Source organism: Streptomyces sp. NPDC017940 (assembly GCF_044328435.1).
In the GTDB taxonomy this organism is placed as follows: domain Bacteria; phylum Actinomycetota; class Actinomycetes; order Streptomycetales; family Streptomycetaceae; genus Streptomyces.
In genome coordinates this window covers 69,957-87,949 of record NZ_JBIRHJ010000001.1, presented here as the reverse complement: position 1 = coordinate 87,949, position 17,993 = coordinate 69,957, and the positions used below count along the sequence as shown (strand labels likewise).

General features: G+C 71.5%; 15 protein-coding genes and 1 other RNA gene. 2 read left to right on the top strand and 14 right to left on the bottom strand.

The window, feature by feature from the left end; translation table 11 throughout:
* Positions 1-13: 13 nt before the first annotated feature.
* From ACH4DX_RS00310 to ACH4DX_RS00295, 4 genes are all read right to left on the bottom strand, one after another.
* Positions 14-1,009, bottom strand: a complete 996-nt coding sequence (locus tag ACH4DX_RS00310) for a hypothetical protein (protein ID WP_398153442.1) — start codon at positions 1,007-1,009, stop codon at positions 14-16.
* A gap of 120 nt (positions 1,010-1,129) precedes the next feature.
* Positions 1,130-2,170: a hypothetical protein gene (locus tag ACH4DX_RS00305; RefSeq protein ID WP_398153441.1), complete on the bottom strand. Its 1,041-nt coding sequence runs from the start codon at positions 2,168-2,170 to the stop codon at positions 1,130-1,132.
* Complete coding sequence (locus ACH4DX_RS00300) at positions 2,161-2,823, bottom strand: hypothetical protein (protein WP_398153440.1); 663 nt, start codon at positions 2,821-2,823, stop codon at positions 2,161-2,163. Before ACH4DX_RS00300 ends, ACH4DX_RS00305 begins: the two co-directional genes overlap by 10 nt.
* A gap of 173 nt (positions 2,824-2,996) precedes the next feature.
* Entirely contained in the window at positions 2,997-4,211 is a 1,215-nt protein-coding gene (locus ACH4DX_RS00295) for a LysR family transcriptional regulator (protein ID WP_398153439.1), read from the bottom strand.
* Positions 4,212-4,465: 254 nt separating this feature from the next.
* On the opposite strand from ACH4DX_RS00295, the gene ACH4DX_RS00290 reads away from it, so the two are divergent.
* Positions 4,466-5,857: an MFS transporter gene (locus ACH4DX_RS00290; protein ID WP_398154138.1), complete on the top strand. Its 1,392-nt coding sequence runs from the start codon at positions 4,466-4,468 to the stop codon at positions 5,855-5,857.
* Here the strand turns inward: ACH4DX_RS00290 and dacB are convergent.
* The 6 genes from dacB to ftsE form a co-directional block, all read right to left on the bottom strand.
* A complete protein-coding gene (gene dacB / locus ACH4DX_RS00285; RefSeq protein ID WP_398153438.1) occupies positions 5,781-7,382 on the bottom strand; it encodes a D-alanyl-D-alanine carboxypeptidase/D-alanyl-D-alanine-endopeptidase in 1,602 nt (533 codons plus the stop codon). The genes ACH4DX_RS00290 and dacB overlap by 77 nt on opposite strands.
* A 187-nt stretch (positions 7,383-7,569) precedes the next feature.
* Positions 7,570-7,940: a transfer-messenger RNA gene (ssrA, locus tag ACH4DX_RS00280) on the bottom strand.
* A 118-nt stretch (positions 7,941-8,058) separates the two neighbouring features.
* The gene (gene smpB, locus ACH4DX_RS00275; RefSeq protein ID WP_398116389.1) at positions 8,059-8,580 is read right to left on the bottom strand and encodes an SsrA-binding protein SmpB; all 522 of its coding nucleotides are present in this window, start codon (positions 8,578-8,580) and stop codon (positions 8,059-8,061) included.
* A gap of 18 nt (positions 8,581-8,598) precedes the next feature.
* Positions 8,599-9,813: a S41 family peptidase gene (locus ACH4DX_RS00270; protein WP_398153437.1), complete on the bottom strand. Its 1,215-nt coding sequence runs from the start codon at positions 9,811-9,813 to the stop codon at positions 8,599-8,601.
* Positions 9,814-9,932: 119 nt separating this feature from the next.
* Entirely contained in the window at positions 9,933-10,850 is a 918-nt protein-coding gene (gene ftsX, locus ACH4DX_RS00265) for a permease-like cell division protein FtsX (protein WP_398116386.1), read from the bottom strand.
* An 83-nt stretch (positions 10,851-10,933) separates the two neighbouring features.
* Positions 10,934-11,623 (bottom strand): cell division ATP-binding protein FtsE, encoded by a 690-nt coding sequence (gene ftsE / locus ACH4DX_RS00260; protein WP_164324428.1) that lies wholly within the window; start codon positions 11,621-11,623, stop codon positions 10,934-10,936.
* Between the two features lie 250 nt (positions 11,624-11,873).
* On the opposite strand from ftsE, the gene ACH4DX_RS00255 reads away from it, so the two are divergent.
* Positions 11,874-12,068 (top strand): hypothetical protein, encoded by a 195-nt coding sequence (locus ACH4DX_RS00255; protein ID WP_398153436.1) that lies wholly within the window; start codon positions 11,874-11,876, stop codon positions 12,066-12,068.
* Positions 12,069-12,350: 282 nt separating this feature from the next.
* Here ACH4DX_RS00255 and ACH4DX_RS00250 read toward each other — a convergent pair whose 3' ends face one another.
* The 4 genes from ACH4DX_RS00250 to ACH4DX_RS00235 form a co-directional block, all read right to left on the bottom strand.
* Positions 12,351-13,088, bottom strand: a complete 738-nt coding sequence (locus ACH4DX_RS00250; protein ID WP_398153435.1) for a hypothetical protein — start codon at positions 13,086-13,088, stop codon at positions 12,351-12,353.
* A 328-nt stretch (positions 13,089-13,416) separates the two neighbouring features.
* Complete coding sequence (gene prfB / locus ACH4DX_RS00245) at positions 13,417-14,523, bottom strand: peptide chain release factor 2 (RefSeq protein ID WP_398153434.1); 1,107 nt, start codon at positions 14,521-14,523, stop codon at positions 13,417-13,419.
* Between the two features lie 148 nt (positions 14,524-14,671).
* Positions 14,672-15,904 (bottom strand): serine/threonine-protein kinase, encoded by a 1,233-nt coding sequence (locus tag ACH4DX_RS00240; RefSeq protein ID WP_398153433.1) that lies wholly within the window; start codon positions 15,902-15,904, stop codon positions 14,672-14,674.
* A gap of 138 nt (positions 15,905-16,042) precedes the next feature.
* A complete protein-coding gene (locus tag ACH4DX_RS00235; protein ID WP_398153432.1) occupies positions 16,043-17,680 on the bottom strand; it encodes a serine/threonine-protein kinase in 1,638 nt (545 codons plus the stop codon).
* Positions 17,681-17,993: the final 313 nt, after the last annotated feature.

Here is a 17,993-nt window from a genome sequence, read left to right as displayed (position 1 = left end):
AGTCGAGTCCCGGCTAGTGGAGGCCCCCGGCCCAATTGAGGGTGTCGGAGCCCCCCTTGTCCCAGTCCATGACGACGGAGTCGCCGGAGCGGGACAGATCGGCGCCGATGAACTTCTGCTTCGCCCCGGTGCCGCACTTGAGGGCGAGCCGGAACTCGCCGCCGGAGCGGTCCTGTCCGAGCCCGGTGCACATGCCGACACCGCCGGGGTCGAGGTACGACACGATGTGCTTGCCCGCGGCCTGGCCGGTGGTCTGCTTGTCGGCGACGGTGAGGGTCTTGAGGCTCTCGTTCTGCCACTGCCCCTTGTACCCGGAGGCGGGCGCGGGACCGTCGTCGTCATCGCCGCCGATGCCGCCGCTGTCCGGTACGTCGGTACTGGGAGCGGCGGAGGGTATCGAGGGCGACTCGTCCCCGAGGCCACCCCCGCCGTCGTCCGTACCCTCGGAGGGCTCGCCGGAGCCCCCCGGCGTCGCATCGGCGGACGCGCTCTTGTCGGCCTGCGGCTTCTTGCCCTCGTCGGCCTTGTCGTCCTTGTCGTCCCCACCACTGAGGAGGAAGAAGGAGCCACCCCCGACGACGAGCACAGCGGCCACGGCTGCCGCGATCAGGACGGCACGCTTCTTCTGCGCGGGGCCGCGACCGGGCGGGGGCGGCGGATGGCCACCGAACTGAGGCTGCCCGTAGGGCCCCTGCGGGGGCTGCTGCCCGTAGGGCCCCTGACTTGGCGGGGGCTGCTGCCCGTACGGACCCTGACCCGGCAGAGGCTGCTGCCCGTAAGGGTTCGCGGGGGCGTCACCGTGGCCCGGGAGCGGCGGCGGGGCACCGTACGGGCCCGGGGGCTGCTGCGGGTACCCGTACCCCGGCTGCCCTGCGGGCGGGGGCGGGGCGGCGGGCGGCTGCCCGGGGAACGGGGACTGCGGCTGGTGGGGCGGATACGGCTGGTCCGACGGCGGCTGCTGCGGCGCCCCGAACCCGCCCTGCGGCGGCTGGCCAGGTGGCTGATTCATAGCGCGGAGCGTAGCTCCCGGGGGTGGAGCGTCACATCCGTGAATGCGCGAGGGCGTGCACAAGAAGGCCGCCCCGGCTCACACACAGCCGGGGCGGCTCTTGGCTCAGGCAAGCACGCGTCAGCGGTTGACGGACTGGATCTCCTTGACGACGACGTTCTGATCGGCACCGAATTCGGCGTCGGGCAGGCGGTCCCCGCCCTCCGTCGTGCTCGTCCACGTGATCTTCCAGGTGACCGTGGCGTTGAGCTCGTACGAACCGTCGCCCGACGACCGGAGGTACTTCACTCCGCACGGCGGGGTCTGCTTGGACTTGCCCTTGGCCCAGGGCTCGCCGATCCGGCCGTCCACGATGGGGCACTCGCCGGAAGCGGGGTACGTCGTGGCGTCCTTCGTACCCGGGTTGATCCTCAGGGAGATCGGTTCGGCCGTGGTCGTGGCCGAGATGTTGGTGTCGGGCAGACTCGCCGTCACCGAGACCTTCTTGAATTTCGCCTTGTCGAGCCAGACCCAGGTCGGCAGATTGACCTTCGTCTCGCCTTCGGGCGCCATGGTGATCTCGGTCGTGGGAAGCGGGAGTTCGTCGTAGGCGTATTCCGCGAGAATCCTCGGAGAAACGGCAAGAGGTTCCTCGGGTGTCTCGCTCTCCGGCACCCAGAACGGCAGCTTGTCGCAAGCGTTGGCTTCCGGTTCGTCCTTGCGGTTGGGGTTGATGGCCGCGGCCCAGAACATCCCCTCACCCTGTTTGTCCAGGTTGTAATCCTCGTAGGGATGGCCGTCCTTGTAATACGCGTCGTAGATGTCGCCGACGAAGTCCCCGAGGCCGAAGAGCTTGACCTTCCGCCACGCCTTGACCCGGGCCTCGATCTCCTTGGGAGAGAAAGCGGGTTCGTACCAGCAGGCGGGCGGGGTCCAGTCGCCGTCGACGGAGGAGAGCTTGCCCGGCTTGGCGGGCCCGGCGCTGCCGTCGACCTTCGTCCGGACCCTCGTCTCGATATTGATCTTGCCGTCCCGCACCCCGCCCTGCGCGCTGGAATCGCGCTGGTGCTTCCTGCCGCCCTCGCCACCGGCCGCGTGCGCGGTGGCGGGCGTCGCGGCCACCACCGCGGTCAGGGCCAGCGCGGCCAGCCTGACGGGCCTCCCCGGACGTATCACATGCACTTCTTCGCTCCCGTCTCGGACAGGACATCGACCGCCTGCCAGACACCCTTGGCGTTCTTCCTCAGACGCTCGTTGAAGAACGTGTAGTCGTCGGCGGAGGCAGGGATGGACCTGTTCACCTTGCCGGTCTCACGGTCCTTGGGATACGTCTTGGTCGCGTCCGCGCAGTACGTCAAGGACGCCTCGTCCGCCCCGTGCAGGGTGACCTGCCGGTCGTAGTAGCGAGTGGCGCCGACGTAACTCTTCCCGTCGTCGTAATAGCCCTGGATGTAAGAGGCCGTGGCGATCAGGGCCTTGTCCCTGTTGTAGAACTTGAGTGCCTTCTGGGAGGTTTTCCCGCCCACCGTGATGGCCACGTCGATGGCGTCGAGGTTCCGCGCGTTGTCCTCGAGGACCGCGTCCTTCTTCGCGTCCCCGGTCGACCCGCCCTCGAAGACGTTGCGCACGCCCTTGGGCATGTCGACCTTCGGGCGGTCGGCCCGCTCACCCGCCGCCGACGCCGAGGGCGAAGCCTTCTCGCTCGCCGCGGACCCGGCCCCCTCGATCTTGTCGTCACCCTTGGAGTCGCCGTCTCCGCCACCGCAGGCGGAGAGCGTCAGGGCCGCGGCAGTGGTCAGCGCGGCCACCGCGAGCAAGGCAGGTCGGCGGTTCACAGTCAGCTCCCGATGGGACGTGGGGTCAGTGAGTTCACTTGAGTGAACCCACGCTATCCACGCGCAAAGGCTGATGCGAGAGTGAGGTATCCCCAGCACGGGGACAGAGAGGGGCATATCGAAGGCCTGTGCGGGACGTTGTTTCCTAACGGTCGCACAACGCCCCGCGATGATTACCGCCTTGTGTCAGTCCGAAGCGTTGCGTCGCGTACCCGCTCCGCCAGGGCGTGAGGCGGATGTCCCGGCTCCGGATGCGGGGGACCCGTAGGGGTGGGGGCCGTGCCGGTTCCGGGCGTGGTCGCGTTCGCCATGACGAGGGCGTCCGCAGCCGGAACCCACCCGTCGGAAGGCACCCTCAGCCAGCCCTCCGCCGCCGAGAGTTCCGCCGCCGCACGCCGCAGCGCGTCGAGCCCGGGGTGCCGAAGGCCGCGCCGCCACACCAGCGACACCGGTGACAGCGGCACCGGGTCGACCAGGGGCCGAAGGACCGCTCCCGGCAGCTCGGGGAAGCCGACGACGGCGAGCACGGGGTTGCGGTGCTTGGCCATGACGCGGGCGAACTCCTCGGGGCCCACGGCCAGCGGCGCGGGCGGCGCGACCTCTATGCCGCGGCCCTCGAAGAGACGGTGGGCCAGGTCGGTCCACTCCGGGGTGCGCTCGTTGCCCGCGCCCGCGTACACGCGCTCGCCCGCGAGCCGGTCGACCGGCACCGCGTCCAGATCCGTCAGCGGATGGCCCACGGGAAGCAGCACCGCCATCGGCTCGTACCGTACGGGCTGCTGCTCAAGGCCCGCGCGGACGCCGCCGGGCAGTCCGGCGAACCGGCCGAACGACGCGTCGAGACGGCCGGCGGCGATCTCGGCGGCCGCCCCGGTCAGACCGCTCTCGAAGCGGGCCATCAGTTCGCAGTGCGGAACCAGTTCGCGGGCCCGGTCCAGGACCCGGGCGGAGAAGAGCCCCGGGCTGTTCAGGTCCACGAGCAGCGGACGTGCCGCCTGCCCCGTACGCGCGAACGCGGCGGACAGCTCCTCGTGCGCCGCGAGCACCCGCCGTGCGTACGGAAGGAGCCGCGCACCGTCGGCCGTCAGCGTCACCTGCCGCGTCGACCGCACGAACAGCTCCACCGCCAGGGCGCGTTCGAGTCGCCGCACGTCGCGGCTCAGGGCCTGCTGGGCCACGTACAGGCGGGCGGCGGCCCGGGTGAAGTGCAGTTCCTCGGCGACGGCGAGGAAGGACCGCAGGAGGCGGGGGTCGATGTCGCGGGGTGCCGCGGCACCCGGCGCCGCGGCACCCGACGCCTCCGGCGTCGTCGGCGGCGTCGGCGGCGGCGTCGGCATCGGCATCGGCGTCACCGGCGTCGGCGGCGGCGTCGGCGTCGGTTCGGTCATCTGGCGAACCTACAACTCGGGTGCGTGAATCGCGTCCGAGAAGGTGTTGGACCCCGCCCCCGCGCCCCCACGAGCCTGAACCCATGCCCGAGCCCGCCACCCCCACCCACCGCACCCCCGAACTCGCCGCCCCGGCCTACCCCTCCGAGCCCGCCACCCCGACCCACCGCACCCCCGAACTCGCCGCCCCGGCCCACCGCACTCCGGAGCCCGAACCAGCCGCCCCGACCCACCGCTACCCCAAGCCCGCCCCCCTGGCGCACCGCTCCCCCGAGCCCGAGCCCGAGCCCGCGCGCAAGCCCGAGCCCGCACCCGCACCCGCACCCGCACCCGCACCCGCACCCGCCGCCCACACTCGTCACCCCGCCGAGCCCAAGCCCCCCACCCCCCGTGGGCCAAACCTCCCCCACAACCCCCGCACCCCCTACACCCGCCTCTTCGCCATACCCGGCGCCACCGCCTTCACCTTCGGCAACCTCATCGCCCGCCTCCCCATGGGCATGTTCAGCGTCAGTGCCGTGATCATGATTGCCGGGGCCCGGGACTCGTACGCGCTCGCGGGCGCCGTCACCGCCACCGGGCTCGCCGCGACCGCCGTCGTGGCGCCCTGGACGGCACGTCTGGTGGACCGGCACGGGCAGGCGCGCGTCGCGGTCCCCACGACGGGCCTCGCGGTGCTCGGCTCGCTCTCGCTGCTGCTGTGCGTGCGCTTCGGAGCGCCGGACTGGACCCTGTTCGCCTCGTACGCCGCCACGGCCACCACCCCGAACACCGGCGGCATGTCACGGGCCCGCTGGTCGCACCTGCTGAAGGGCGAGCCGGACGCGCTGCACTGCGCGAACTCCTTCGAGCAGGCGGCGGACGAACTGTGCTTCATGCTCGGCCCCGTGCTCGCCGCGTTCCTGTGCGGCGCCCTGTTCCCGCAGGCGGGCACCCTGGTGGGGGCCGTGCTCCTGCTGACGGGGGTGCTGCTCTTCACCGCCCAGCGGACGACGGAACCCCCGCCCCGGGGACGTACGCACGGGCAGGCGAGATCGCCGCTCCGCGCGCGGGGGATGCCCGCCCTGCTCGTCGTCTTCCTCGCGACGGGCGCGGTGTTCGGCTCGATGGAGGTCGCGACGATCGCCTTCGCCGACGACCGGGGCCAGGGGTCGGCCGCGGGTGTGGTCCTCGCCCTCCAGGCCGCGGGTTCGTGCGCGGCGGGCCTCGCCTACGGGGCGCTGCGGCCGAGCGGGTCCGCCGACCGCCGCCACGTCCTGTGCGCGGCGGCGATGGCGGCCCTGATGACGCTGCCGCTGCTCGCCGTCCGCACGACCGGTTCGCTCGTGGTGCTCGCGGTGGCGCTCCTGATCGCCGGGATGGCGACCGCGCCGACCATGGTCACCGGCATGACGCTCGTCCAGCGCCTGGCCCCCGACGGGCAGTTGAACGAGGCCATGACCCTCGCCGTGACCGGGCTCCTCGGGGGCATCGCGTGCGGCGCCGCGGCCGGCGGCTGGGCGGTGGAGCACCTCGGCCCCACCGCCGGCTACACCGTACCGGCGGCCGCCGCGCTGTGCGCGCTGCTGCTCAGCACCGCGCGGGCTTGCGCCACGAGCACTCGAGCGCGCCGCCCGCACCGGAACCGCGCTCCGCGCGGGGCCTGACCGGCACGGCCTCGTCCTCGTCGGACTTCGCGAGGGTGACGACGATGGCGTCCTCGAGCGCCTTGACGGAGGCGGGCAGGTAGTTGTTGAGGATGATGCTGAAGACCAGTTCGCGGCCGCCCGCGTCCGTCACGTACCCGGACAGGGCGGATGCCCCGGTGAGCGTCCCGGTCTTGGCGCGGACGTTGAGGGCCGCCGGTGTCCCGCACATGCGCGAGCGCAGCGTGCCGCCGTCGAACTTGTCCGGGTCGCACGCCACCGGCAGCGACCGGTACCAGTCGGCGAACCAGGGCTCGCCCTTCGCCGACCGCAGCAACTCGATGAACTGGTCGGCGGCGACGTTGTTCTTGCGGGAGAGACCGGAACCGTCGACCTGGCGCAGCGCGCCGGGGTCGACACCGGCCGTCTTGAGGTAGCCGGCGACCGCCGCGACGCCGTCGCCCCAACTCCCCGGCCGCCCGGTCGCCTTGTGCCCCATGGCCTTCGTCAGGGACTCGGCGTGCATGTTGTTGGACAGCTTCATGAAGGGGATCAGGAGGTCCTCGAGCGGCATGGAGTCGTGCGCGGCCAGCGCACGCGCCCCCTCTGGGACGGCGATCCCCGCCCTGGTGGGTCCGCTCACCGTGACGCCGTGGGCGGCCAGGGCGTCACGGAAGATCGCGGCGGCGTACCGCGTGGGCTCCCAGACGGTGATCCACTCCTTGGTGGCGGCGCCGCCCACGGGCACCGTCCCGGTGACCGTGATGGTGTTCCCGCCGTGCTGCCGCTCGACGGCGAGGGTGTCGGCACCGCCCGCGGCGACGGTCCTGGCCCGCAGGTCGATGTCCACGTAGTCGGTCCTCGGGGTCACGGTGACCCGGGGCCGGTCCCCGGCGGCGGGGCCCGGCGCCACCTGGACGACGACCGTGCCGGTGTCGTAGTCGGTGTCGGGGGCGACGCTGAGCGCGGAGATCTGCGCCGCGTAGTACGAGGACTCGTCGTCGGCGCCCCAGGTGTCGCCCTGGCGCCGGTCGTCGAACCGGGTGTCGTCGGCGACGAGCCGCCCCGAGACCCGCTTGACGCCCGCCGCGGCGACCCGCTCCGCGAGCCGGTCGTAGTCCTTGGCGAGCGTCGTCGGGTCGCCGGTGCCGCGCAGATACAGATCGCCCTTGAGCACGGGCCCGTGCCGGTCACCGGTGGTGAGCACGTCGGTGCGGAAGCGGTGGTCCGGGCCGAGCAGTTCGAGGGCGGCGGCCGAGGTGAGCATCTTGGTGTTGGACGCGGGCATGAGCCGCCCGCCGGACAGGTGCTGGTAGAGGGTCTTGCCGGTCGCGGCGTCCGCGACCACGACACTCGCGGCGCCGCCCTCCATACGGGGGTCGCCGAGCACGGTGTCGATGGCCTCGGGCAGCCCGCTCCGCTCGGAGTCCGCCCCGGCGGGCGCGGTCAGGGAGCCGAGGGAGAGAGCGGCCACGGCGATGCCGAGCACGGCGGGCCAGATCCAGTGGCGCATACGGGGGTGAACGCGTCTCACAGGTCTACTCATGGGTCAGGAGCATTCCGGATGACACCGCGCCGCGACAGACCCCACACGGTCACCGGAAGCGTGCGGTCGCCGAACCGGCCCAAGGGGGTGCGGGTGGCAGAGCCCCCGCGACGCGCGGCGCGGACGCGCAGGAACGACGAAGGCGACGTGGCCCGCGCTCTGCGCGGGCACACGTCGCCTGTCGACTTCGTGGAGATGGCGGGAATCGAACCCGCGTCCAACGGTGCGGAATCAGGGCTTCTCCGTGTGCAGTCCACTTCGATTTTCTCGGCCCCGGAGATCTCGTGGACAAGTCTCCGACGGGCTCAGTCACTGTTTGATTTCCTCCCAGACCCCGTGACCGGGTCTAGAAGTTTAGTTCCCTAGCTGATGCCAGGATCCGGGTCGGGAACAGTCCCCGGGCTGACACTTCGCAAGTCGCTACTTAGGCAGCGAGGGCGAAGGAATCGCGCTTGGTGTTGGCGATTATTGGTTGCGACATATGGTTTACGAGATCATTGCCGCTTCCTCGACACGCTTCCCCTGCTTCGACATCCGCTGTCGAAACCGATCATCCCCATGTTGTTTTTTCAAGCCGGACCCGGAGGCCCGGTGCGTCCCGTCACCCGCGGGACGTGTCCCATCGTACGTGACCGACGCCGACCCGTGCCAGCCCATTCCCGCGCGAGGGGCGGGGCTATCCGATCCCCTGCCGCCGCCGCACCGCCGAGATCGCGCGGTTCGTCTCCCGGGTGTCCTGCTTCTCCCGCAGCGTCTGCCGCTTGTCGTACTCCTTCTTGCCCTTGGCGAGCGCGATCTCGACCTTCACGCGGCTGTCCTTGAAGTACAGCGCGAGCGGCACGATCGTGTGGCCCGTCTCCTGCGACTTCGACTCCAGCTTGTCGATCTCCGCGCGGTGCAGGAGCAGCTTGCGCTTGCGCGTGGCGGAGTGGTTGGTCCACGTCCCCTGGACGTACTCCGGTACGTGGATGTTGTGCAGCCACGCCTCGTGGCCGTCGATGTGCACGAAGCCGTCCACCAGGGAGGCCCGGCCGAGCCTGAGGGACTTGACCTCCGTGCCCGTCAGGACCAGGCCGCACTCGTAGGTGTCCAGGATGTGGTAATCGTGCCGTGCCTTCTTGTTCTGCGCGATCATCTTGCGCGCGGGCGCCTTCTCGGCGGCCTTGGCCGCCTTGCGCTTTTGCTTTTCCTTAGCCATAGTGCGGCCATTTTCGCACTACGAGGGGGGTCCGAGGCCAGTCAATACTGTCTCGGCCCGCTCCTGGGCGCCGTCCTCGACCTCCAGGTCGGGTGTGATGCCCCGGCCGTCGACCGCCCGCCCCGAAGGGGTGCGGTAGTGCCCGACGGTCAGCTCGGCGACGGAGCCGTCGGGAAGTCGGCTCGGCATCTGCACCGAGCCCTTGCCGAACGTCCTCGAGCCCACGACGACCGCGCGTCCGCGGTCCTGGAGGGCCCCGGTGAGCAGCTCGGCCGCGCTCATCGTGCCGCCGTCGACGAGCGCGACCACGGGTCTGTCGGTGTCCCCGCCCCGCCGGGCGTGCAGGGCGCGCTGCCGTCCTCGTACGTCGTACGTGGCGACGAGGCCGCCGTCCAGGACCGCGGAGGAGGCCCTGGTGGCCTCGGTGACCAGGCCGCCGGAGTTGCCGCGCAGGTCGAGCAGGATGCCGGCGCCCGCGGGCGCCTTGCGCACCGCCTTCCGCACGGCTTCGCCCGATCCCTTGGTGAAGGCCCCGACCTTGATCATCACGGCGCCGCCGGGGAGCCTGCTCACGGTCACGGAGTCCGTCGACAGGCGGGCGCGGCGCAGGGTCTCCGTCCACGCGCGCGAGGCGCGCCGCAGGCCCAGGGTGACCGGGGTGTTCTCGTGGTCGCCGCGGAGCAGGGACACCACGTCCGTGACGGGGCGCCCGGCGACCTTCTTGCCGTCGACGGCGGTGAGCCGGTCGCCCGCGCGGATGCCCGCCCGCTCCGCGGGCCCGCCGCGCTGCACCCGGGACACCTCGATCCTGCCGTCGGCCGCGCGCTTGGCCCACAGGCCGACGCCGGTGTAGGCGCCGTCCAGGGACTGCTCGAAGGCGCGGTACTCCCCCTGGGAGTAGACCGACGCCCAGCGGTCGCCGCTGCGGCTGACGGCCTCCTCGGCAGCCTCGGTGGCGTCCTTGCCCGACTTGCCGTCGGCCACGGCGTCGGCGGCGGCGTCCGCGGCCGCGTCGGAGGGGTCGCGGTCCTCGCCGCGCGGCCCGCGGTCCTGGCCGCTGTCCTCGGCGGAGGCGACGGAGCGGGCGGGCGGCGCCTCGCTCCGGCCGTGCGCCGTGTCCTTCGTCCAGGATCCGGTGGCCGCGCCGGTGGCGAGGACGCTCGCGAAGACCAATGTCAGGGCTGCCCCGCGGCGGACGCGACGGGGCTCGGCGAGCCGATCAGGGCCTGACATGTCGGTGAGTCTAGGACAACGAGGGGCGCCGCACGGCCGGTTGACCGTACGGCGCCCGAGGCACTCCTCACACCTGGGAAACGGAAGTGGCCCGCCGTCTCACACCCGTATGGCCCGCGTCACACCTTCAGGTACTTGCGCAGCGCGAAGAACGCGGCAAGGGCGGGCATCAGCAGTCCGATGGCGAGCACCAGTGGCAACTTGGCGAGAACCGCGTCCCAGCCGATGAAGTTGATCAGGTTGAGCTTCTCGGACAGCTCCAGTCCGTGGTCGATGATGAAGTACCGGCCGAGGAGCAGGAATCCGCAGGCGAGTCCGCCGCCGATCAGACCGGCGACGGCCGCCTCCAGGATGAACGGCATCTGGATGTAGAAGCTGGACGCGCCGACGAGCCGCATGATGCCGGTTTCACGGCGACGGCTGAACGCCGAGACGCGCACCGTGTTGACGATCAGCATCAGGGCGACCACGAGCATCAGCGCCATCACCGCGAGCGCCGCCCAGTTCATGCCGTTGAGCAGCTCGAAGAGATTGTCCAGGACGCCCTTCTGGTCCTCCACGGACTGCACGCCGTCCCTTCCGGAGAAGGCGGTCGCGACCACCTGGTACTTCTCCGGGTCCTTCAGCTTGATGCGGTACGACTCCTGCATCTGGTCCGGGGTCAGCGAACTGGACAGCGGGGAGTCGCCGAACTGCTCCTTGTAGTGCTTGTACGCCTGGTCGGCCGTCTCGTGCTGGACCGTGTCGACGACGGGCATCTTCTTCAGATCGGTGAGGATCTGCTGCTTCTGCTCGTTCGTGACCGCGCCCTTGGCGCACTTGGGGTCCTGCTCGGCGTCCCCCTTGTTGCACAGGAAGATCGAGACGTTGACCTTGTCGTACCAGTAGCCCTTCATCGTGCTCACCTGGTCGCGCATGAGCAGCGAGCCGCCGAACAGGGCGAGCGAGAGCGCTACGGAGACGACGACCGCGAAGGTCATCGTGAGATTGCGGCGGAGACCGACGCCGATCTCCGACAGGACGAACTGGGCGCGCATGGCGGCCTTTCAGTGGATCAGGTGGAGCTGAGGGGGCAGCACGGAGCGGACACCGGCGGCCATGGCAGGCGCCGGGGCCCGGGTCAGTGCTGGTAGCCGTAGACGCCGCGGGACTGGTCGCGGACCAGGCGGCCCTTCTCCAGCTCGATGACGCGCTTGCGCATCTGGTCCACGATCTGCTGATCGTGGGTGGCCATCACGACGGTGGTGCCGGTCCGGTTGATGCGGTCGAGGAGCTTCATGATGCCGACCGACGTCTGCGGGTCGAGGTTGCCGGTCGGTTCGTCGGCGATGAGGAGCCTCGGCCGGTTGACGAAGGCGCGGGCGATGGCCACGCGCTGCTGCTCACCGCCGGAGAGCTCGCCCGGCATCCGGTCCTCCTTGCCGCCGAGGCCGACGAGGTCGAGGACCTGGGGCACGGACTTGCGGATCTCGCCGCGCGACTTGCCGATGACCTCCTGGGCGAAGGCCACGTTCTCGGCGACGGTCTTGTTCGGCAGGAGCCGGAAGTCCTGGAAGACGGTGCCCAGCTGGCGGCGCATGTGCGGCACCTTCCAGTTGGAGAGCCGGGCCAGGTCCTTGCCCAGGACGTGCACCTGGCCGTGGCTGGTGCGCTCCTCGCGGAGGATCAGCCGCAGGAAGGTGGACTTTCCGGAGCCGGACGAGCCCACCAGGAAGACGAACTCGCCCTTCTCGATCTCCAGCGACACATCGCGGAGGGCTGGGCGGTTCTGCTTCGGGTAGGCCTTGGAGACGTTGTCGAATCGGATCACGGATGCACCACGGGTAGCCGGGGGTAGGTGAGCGTGACCATACGCGAACCGGGTGCGGCCGCGCAGTCGGCGTCCTGAGTTGCGCGTTTTGTTGTGGAAAACACCTGGTGCAAATGGGGCACCGCTGGACCGCGGGCCTCGTCGGGCGGCGGGCCGCGCCGAATTCCGCGGAAGCTGGCACAGTGGTAGGGGGAACGGTTGAGGTTCCCAGAGCGTTGGGCAGGCTGAGACTGTGCGGGAGGAGAAGCGCATGACCTATGACAGGTTGGTGTGCGCGAACTGCGCGGCGCCTGTGAGTGAGGGCCGCTGCCCCGTGTGCCGGGCCAGCCGGGAGCGGATGCAGCAGGAGGGCGGCCCCTTCGGCGGCCTCAGCCCTGCCGCCCTGATAGGGCTGCTCGTGGTGTTGATCATGGCGATGGCACTGGTGGCGCACCAGACCGCCTAGTCGAAGGGCGCCGGGCCGGGGCGCGGCCGCAGGGCACCCCTGGACACGAGGAAGGGCCCGGAGCCGTCAGGCTCCGGGCCCTTCTCACGTCCACTGCCGGTGCGGTCGGGCCGCGCTCACGTCCGCTGCCGTCGTGGTCAAACCGCGCTCACGTCCGCAGCCGCTGCGGTCAGGCCGCGCTCACCTCCGCTGCCGGTGCGGTCGGGCCGCGCTCACGTCCACAGCCGTCGTGGTCCCGCTGCCGTCGTGGTCAAGCCGCGCTCACGTCCGCAGCCGCTGCGGTCAGGCCGCGGCGCCGCGGTTGCCCGCCAGGCGGGGCAGGAACCGGAAGCCGATGCCACCGGCGATCATGGTGGCGGCACCGATGATCAGGAAGGTGGTCTCGGTGGCGCCCGTCTCGGCGAGCTCGCCGTCGTTCTTGGCGCTGCCGTTGTCGGAGACCTGCTGGACGGGCTTGGAGCCGGTGTCGGTCAGGCTGTCCTTGCCGCCCTGCTCGGCCGGGCCCGAGCCGCCGCCGTCGGGGGCGGCGTCGTTGCCGCCGCTGCCACCGCCGCCGGTCCCGTTGCTGTTGCCGCCGCCGGTCCCGTTGCCCCCGCCGGTCCCGTTGCCATTGCCGTTGCCGTCGCCGTTGCCGTTGTCGTCGTCACCGCCGTCGCCGTCACCCGGGTCGGTGGGCGGGACCGAGGGCTCGGGCGGGTTCGTCGGCTCCGGCGGCTGCGTCGGCTCCGGCGGGTCGGTGGGCTCGGGCGGCTCGGTGGGCTCCGGCGGGTCGGTGGGCTCACCGGTGGGCTCGGGCGGGTTGCTGGGCTCCGGCGGGTCGTCGGTGGCGTCGTTCGTACCCGGGAGGTCCGCGTCGACACCGATGCCGCTCTGGTCGGCGGAGGCGCTCGCGCCCGTACCGCCGAGCTCGACACCGACGTCGAGGGCCGAGGCGGCGCCGGCGGCGGTCAGCGAGGCGCCGGCGGCGATCACCGCGCCGGCGGCGATCCGCGCGACGCGGATCCGCGTCTTCTTCGTCATCTGGCTGCTACCCCCAGTAGCTGAATCGTCAGTGAGGCAGCGTCCCGGATCGCGGTCGCGGGATGACTTCTCGATCGGCCCCCCGGATCACACGCGCCCCGGAGATACGCATGCCGCGCGCTAGCCTTGCCAGTTTTCGAAAAGCCGTCAAGGCCGTTGCGGGCGCGATGCCCGTTATGGGGCGGTTGCCTGACGTACGGACGTGTGACTGTGACGTAAAAGGCGCAGGAAGCCCACACGAGGCCCATGAACAAAGGCAACCGCCGCCCCATGGGCCACAGTTGCCTCTGTTTCGGATCAGTTCAATTTTGTCGACATAGCGCCGAGATTACTTCTCCTGCTGCTTGCGCCAGCGAATTCCGGCCTCCAGGAAACCGTCGATCTCGCCATTGAACACCGATTCCGGATTACCGACCTCGTGCTCCGTACGCAGGTCCTTCACCATCTGGTACGGGTGCAGGACGTACGAACGCATCTGGTTGCCCCAGGAGTTGCCGCCGTCGCCCTTGAGCGCGTTCATCTTGGCCTGCTCCTCCTGGCGGCGGCGCTCGAGCAGCTTGGCCTGGAGGACGTTCATGGCCGTGGCCTTGTTCTGGATCTGCGAGCGCTCGTTCTGGCAGGAGACGACGATGCCCGTCGGGAGGTGCGTCAGGCGGACCGCGGAGTCCGTGGTGTTGACGCCCTGGCCGCCGGGGCCCGAGGAGCGGTACACGTCGACGCGCAACTCGCTCTCGTCGATCTCGATGTGGTCGGTCTGCTCGACGACCGGGAGGACCTCGACGCCCGCGAAGGACGTCTGCCGACGGCCCTGGTTGTCGAACGGCGAGATCCGCACCAGGCGGTGCGTGCCCTGCTCGACGGAGAGCGTGCCGTAGGCGTACGGGACGTTGACGGCGAAGGTGGTCGACTTGATGCCGGCCTCTTCGGCGTACGACGTCTCGTACAGCTCGGTCTTGTAGCCGTGGCGCTCCGCCCAGCGCAGATACATGCGCTGGAGCTTCTCGGCGAAGTCCGAGGCGTCGACGCCGCCGGCCTCGGCGCGGACGGTGACGACGGCCTCACGGGAGTCGTACTCGCCGGAGAGGAGGGTGCGGACCTCCATCTCGTCCAGCGCCTTCTTGACCGCCGCGAGCTCCGACTCGGCCTCCGCGCGGGTGTCCGGGTCGTCCTCCTCCTCGGCCATCTCGAAGAGCACGCCGAGGTCGTCGATGCGCCCGCGCAGGCCCTCCGCCTTGCGCACCTCGGCCTGGAGGTGGCTCAGCTTGCTGGTGATCTTCTGCGCCTCGTCCGGGTCGTCCCACAGGGACGGCGCGGCCGCCTGCTCCTCGAGCACGGCGATGTCTGCCCTCAGCTTGTCGAGGTCCAGGACGGCCTCGATCGACTCCATGGTCGAGGAGAGGGACTTGAGCTCTTCGGATACATCGACGACTGCCACAGCTCCAGCCTAACGGCTACGGCAAGCGCTCCTTCCCCGGCGGCCGGGGGCGGGGCCCTCGCGGGGCGCTGCCGGTGCGGCGGGGTGTCAGCCCGTCCGGCGTTTGAGGACGAGCGCGAAGCGCGACCTACGGAGCCAAGGACCGGGCTCACGGAACCGGCGGGGCCGAGTTTCCGTTGTCCGGGGTGGACGGGGAGGACTCGTCGCCGGAGGTGGCGTACCAGGCGCCGACGCCCACCGCGGCGGCCAGCGCCGCCCCGGCCACGCCGAGCGTGATCCGGCGGCGGCGCGTCGAGGCCCGGTGGCGGGCCGAGCCGGGGCGGACGGCGCCCGCGGCGCGGGGGGCCCGCGCGGTGCCCCGGGCACCGCCGGCCAGCTCGTCCGGGGCGGGTACGCGCATGGAGGTGTGGGTGTCCCGGTTGGCGTCCGCGGGCGCGGCGCCAGGCACCAGGGGCACGGCACCCCGGCGGGGGGCCTTCTCGCGGGGCTGGGGCGCCTGCTCCTCGTAGGACTCCTCGGGCTCCGCGTCCGGCTCGTCGACGTCGAGGGGCGGCATGCCCGCGAGCAGCGGCAGCTGCTCACGCAGGCGGGCGGCGAGCTCGGAGGCGCGAAGACGGGACGCGGGGGCCTTGGCCAGGCACTGGACCATCAGCTGCCACAGCTCCTCGGGGATGCCGGGGAGCGGGACCACGGTCTCGGTGACATGGCGCCTGAGCACCGCTCCGGGGTGCCCGCCGCCGAACGGCGTGAAGCCCGCGAGCAGCTCGTACAGGACGGTGGCGAGGGCGTAGATGTCCACGGCCGCGCGCGGGGGCAGGCCCTCGATGATCTCGGGGGCCAGATAGTCCGGCGTACCGATGATCTTCGTGGCGCGAGTCCGGCGCGGCGAGTCGATGAGCTTGGCGACCCCGAAGTCGGTGAGGAGGGCGGGGTGCGCGCCGCCGGGGCCGAGAGGGCCCTGCATGTCCAGGAGCACGTTCTCGGGCTTGACGTCGCGGTGCACGATCCCGGCCGCGTGCGCCGCGGCTAGGGCGTCGGCGACATCGGCGACGATGGCGACGGCGGCCTCGGGGGCCAGCCTGCGCTCGCGCTCCAGGCGCGTACGCAGGTCCGTGCCGCGGACCAGGTCCATCACGAGGGCGAGGTCGTTGCCGTCGACCACGAGGTCGTGGACGCCGACCACGCGCGCGTGGTCGAGGCTGAGCAGTGCCGTGCGCTCCTGGACGAAGCGGCCGACGAGCTCCTGGTCGGAGGCCAGGTCCTCACGCAGCAGCTTGATGGCGACCGGACCCTCGAGTCCCTCGCCGAGCCACACCGTGCCGGCACTGCCCCGCCCGAGGATCTGGTGGGCCGTGTACCGGCTGCCGATCTTCCGTCCCAAGACTGCTCCTACGGATGTGTGTGGGCCCAAAACTACGCGGCCAGGGCACCAACCATCACATCCGCACGGGAAATCACCCCGTAGGAGTCGACAAATCCACAGAGTCGGCCGGATCCGGTGCCCGGACCCGGCCCGGCGTCAGTTCCCGCCGACCTTGCCCATCCAGTCGCCGACGGTGTGGTAGACGTCCTTGACCTGGTCCCAGTACCCCTTTGTGGTACCGATCCAGTCCTGGAGCGGGCTCAGCTCCCAGACCAGCCAGCTCGCGACGAACAGGATGACGAGCATGACGAGGCAGCCCTTGAGACAGCCGAGGCCGGGGATGCGCGTGCGGTTGGGATTGTCGCTGCGGCGCCGGCGCGGGGCGGCCGGCTGCGGCGGCGGCGCGGGCTGCTGCGGGGCGGGCTGCTGCGGCGGCGTGTACGGCTGGGGCTGCTGCGGCTGCGGCGTCCGACGGCGCGGCTGCACCGGGGGCGTATACGGCTGGGGCTGGTGCTGCGGGGGGTACGGCTGCTGCTGGTGCTGCGGGGCGTACGGCTGGGGCTGCTGCTGCGGGCGCGCCACCTGGCGCTGGGGGCGGCGGCGCAGCGGGTCCTGGTTCGGGTCCAGGTACTGCACCTGGGTCTGGTCGTTGCGGTCGCGGGCCGCCCGCATCTGGTTCTGCCACGGGTGCGGGTCGTCGGGGTCGCCGCCGCCCTGTCCCGGGCCCACCGGCGGCAGGACGGCCGTGGGGTCGGCGCCCTGGGGTCCGCCGGTGTGCGGCAGGACGCTGGTGGCGGCGGCCGGGTCGTACCCGCCCGCGTTGGTGTTCGGCAGGACCTGGGTGGGGTCGGCGGCGCCCGGGGTGTCCGGCACCGGGGCCGGGGAGGGGTCGGGGGCGAGCAGTGCGGCCACGCCCTCGGCGGCGGCGATCTGGGCGGCGTTTGCGTGCACCCCGATGCCGTCGGCGACCGCGCGCAGACCGCGCGCCAGGTTCTCGGCGCTCGGGCGGCGGTCGGGGTCCTTGCTCAGGCAGCGCTCGATGACCGTCCACAGCGGGTCGGGCACGGTGGACGGCCTGCGTGGATCGGCGCTCAGATGCTGGTGCAGGACTTCGAGCGCGGAGCCGCCGGAGAACGGCGGGCGGCCGGTGACCAGCTCGTACAACAGGATGCCCGCGCCGTAGATGTCGACGGCGCTCGTCTGCGGGCGGCCCTCCGCGGACTCCGGCGCGACGTAGGCGGGCGTGCCGACGAACTCCTGGGTGCGGGTGAGGCCCGGCGAGTCGGCGAGGCGGGCGATGCCGAAGTCCGTGAGCATCGGGTGCATACCGCTCGCGTCCTGCTTGACCAGGACGTTCGCGGGCTTGAGGTCGCGGTGCACGACGCCGTCGGCGTGGCTCGCGGCCAGCGCGTCGGCGATCTGCGCGGTCAGCAGGGCCGCGGCGGCGGGCGTGAACGGGCCGTTGTCCCGCAGGTACTTGTGCAGGTCGGGACCGTCGATCAGGTCCATCACCAGGGCGAGCAGATCGCCCTCGACGACGAGGTCGCGGGTCCGCACGATGTTCGGGTGCGTCAGCCTGAGCAGGACGGAGCGCTCCCTGAGGAAGCGCATCACCACGTCCGGGTCGTTGGCGAGCTCCTCCTTGAGGACCTTGATCGCGACGGTCTCGCCGGGCTGCCCGGCCACCGCCGCCTCGGCACCCGCGGTCTCCCGCTGGCGGGCTCGCCAGACGGTGCCCGTGGCGCCGCGCCCGAGCGGCTCCTCGAGCAGGTACTTGCTGCCTACCGGCCGCACGTCATGCGCTCCCTGCTGATCTGGCTGGTCTCTGGTCCCGTGGCTCCGGACCGTGGTCCCGGACCGGGTTCCGGACTGTCGTTGTTCCGGACTGTCGTTCCGGACGGTGCTTCCGGACTGTGGTTCCGGACTGTGGTTCCGCCCCACTGTAGTGCCGTGGAACGGGGCGCCGTCCGATGATCTCGCGTTCGCCGGGGGGTGGCACGGGCCCGTGCACGCACCTGTGTTCGGAGGGAAGACGCGTGCCCGGCACGGTTGGTTGCCGGGACCTCCTTGCGGGCGCCCGAATAGATCTGTTGCCCTCGCCCACATC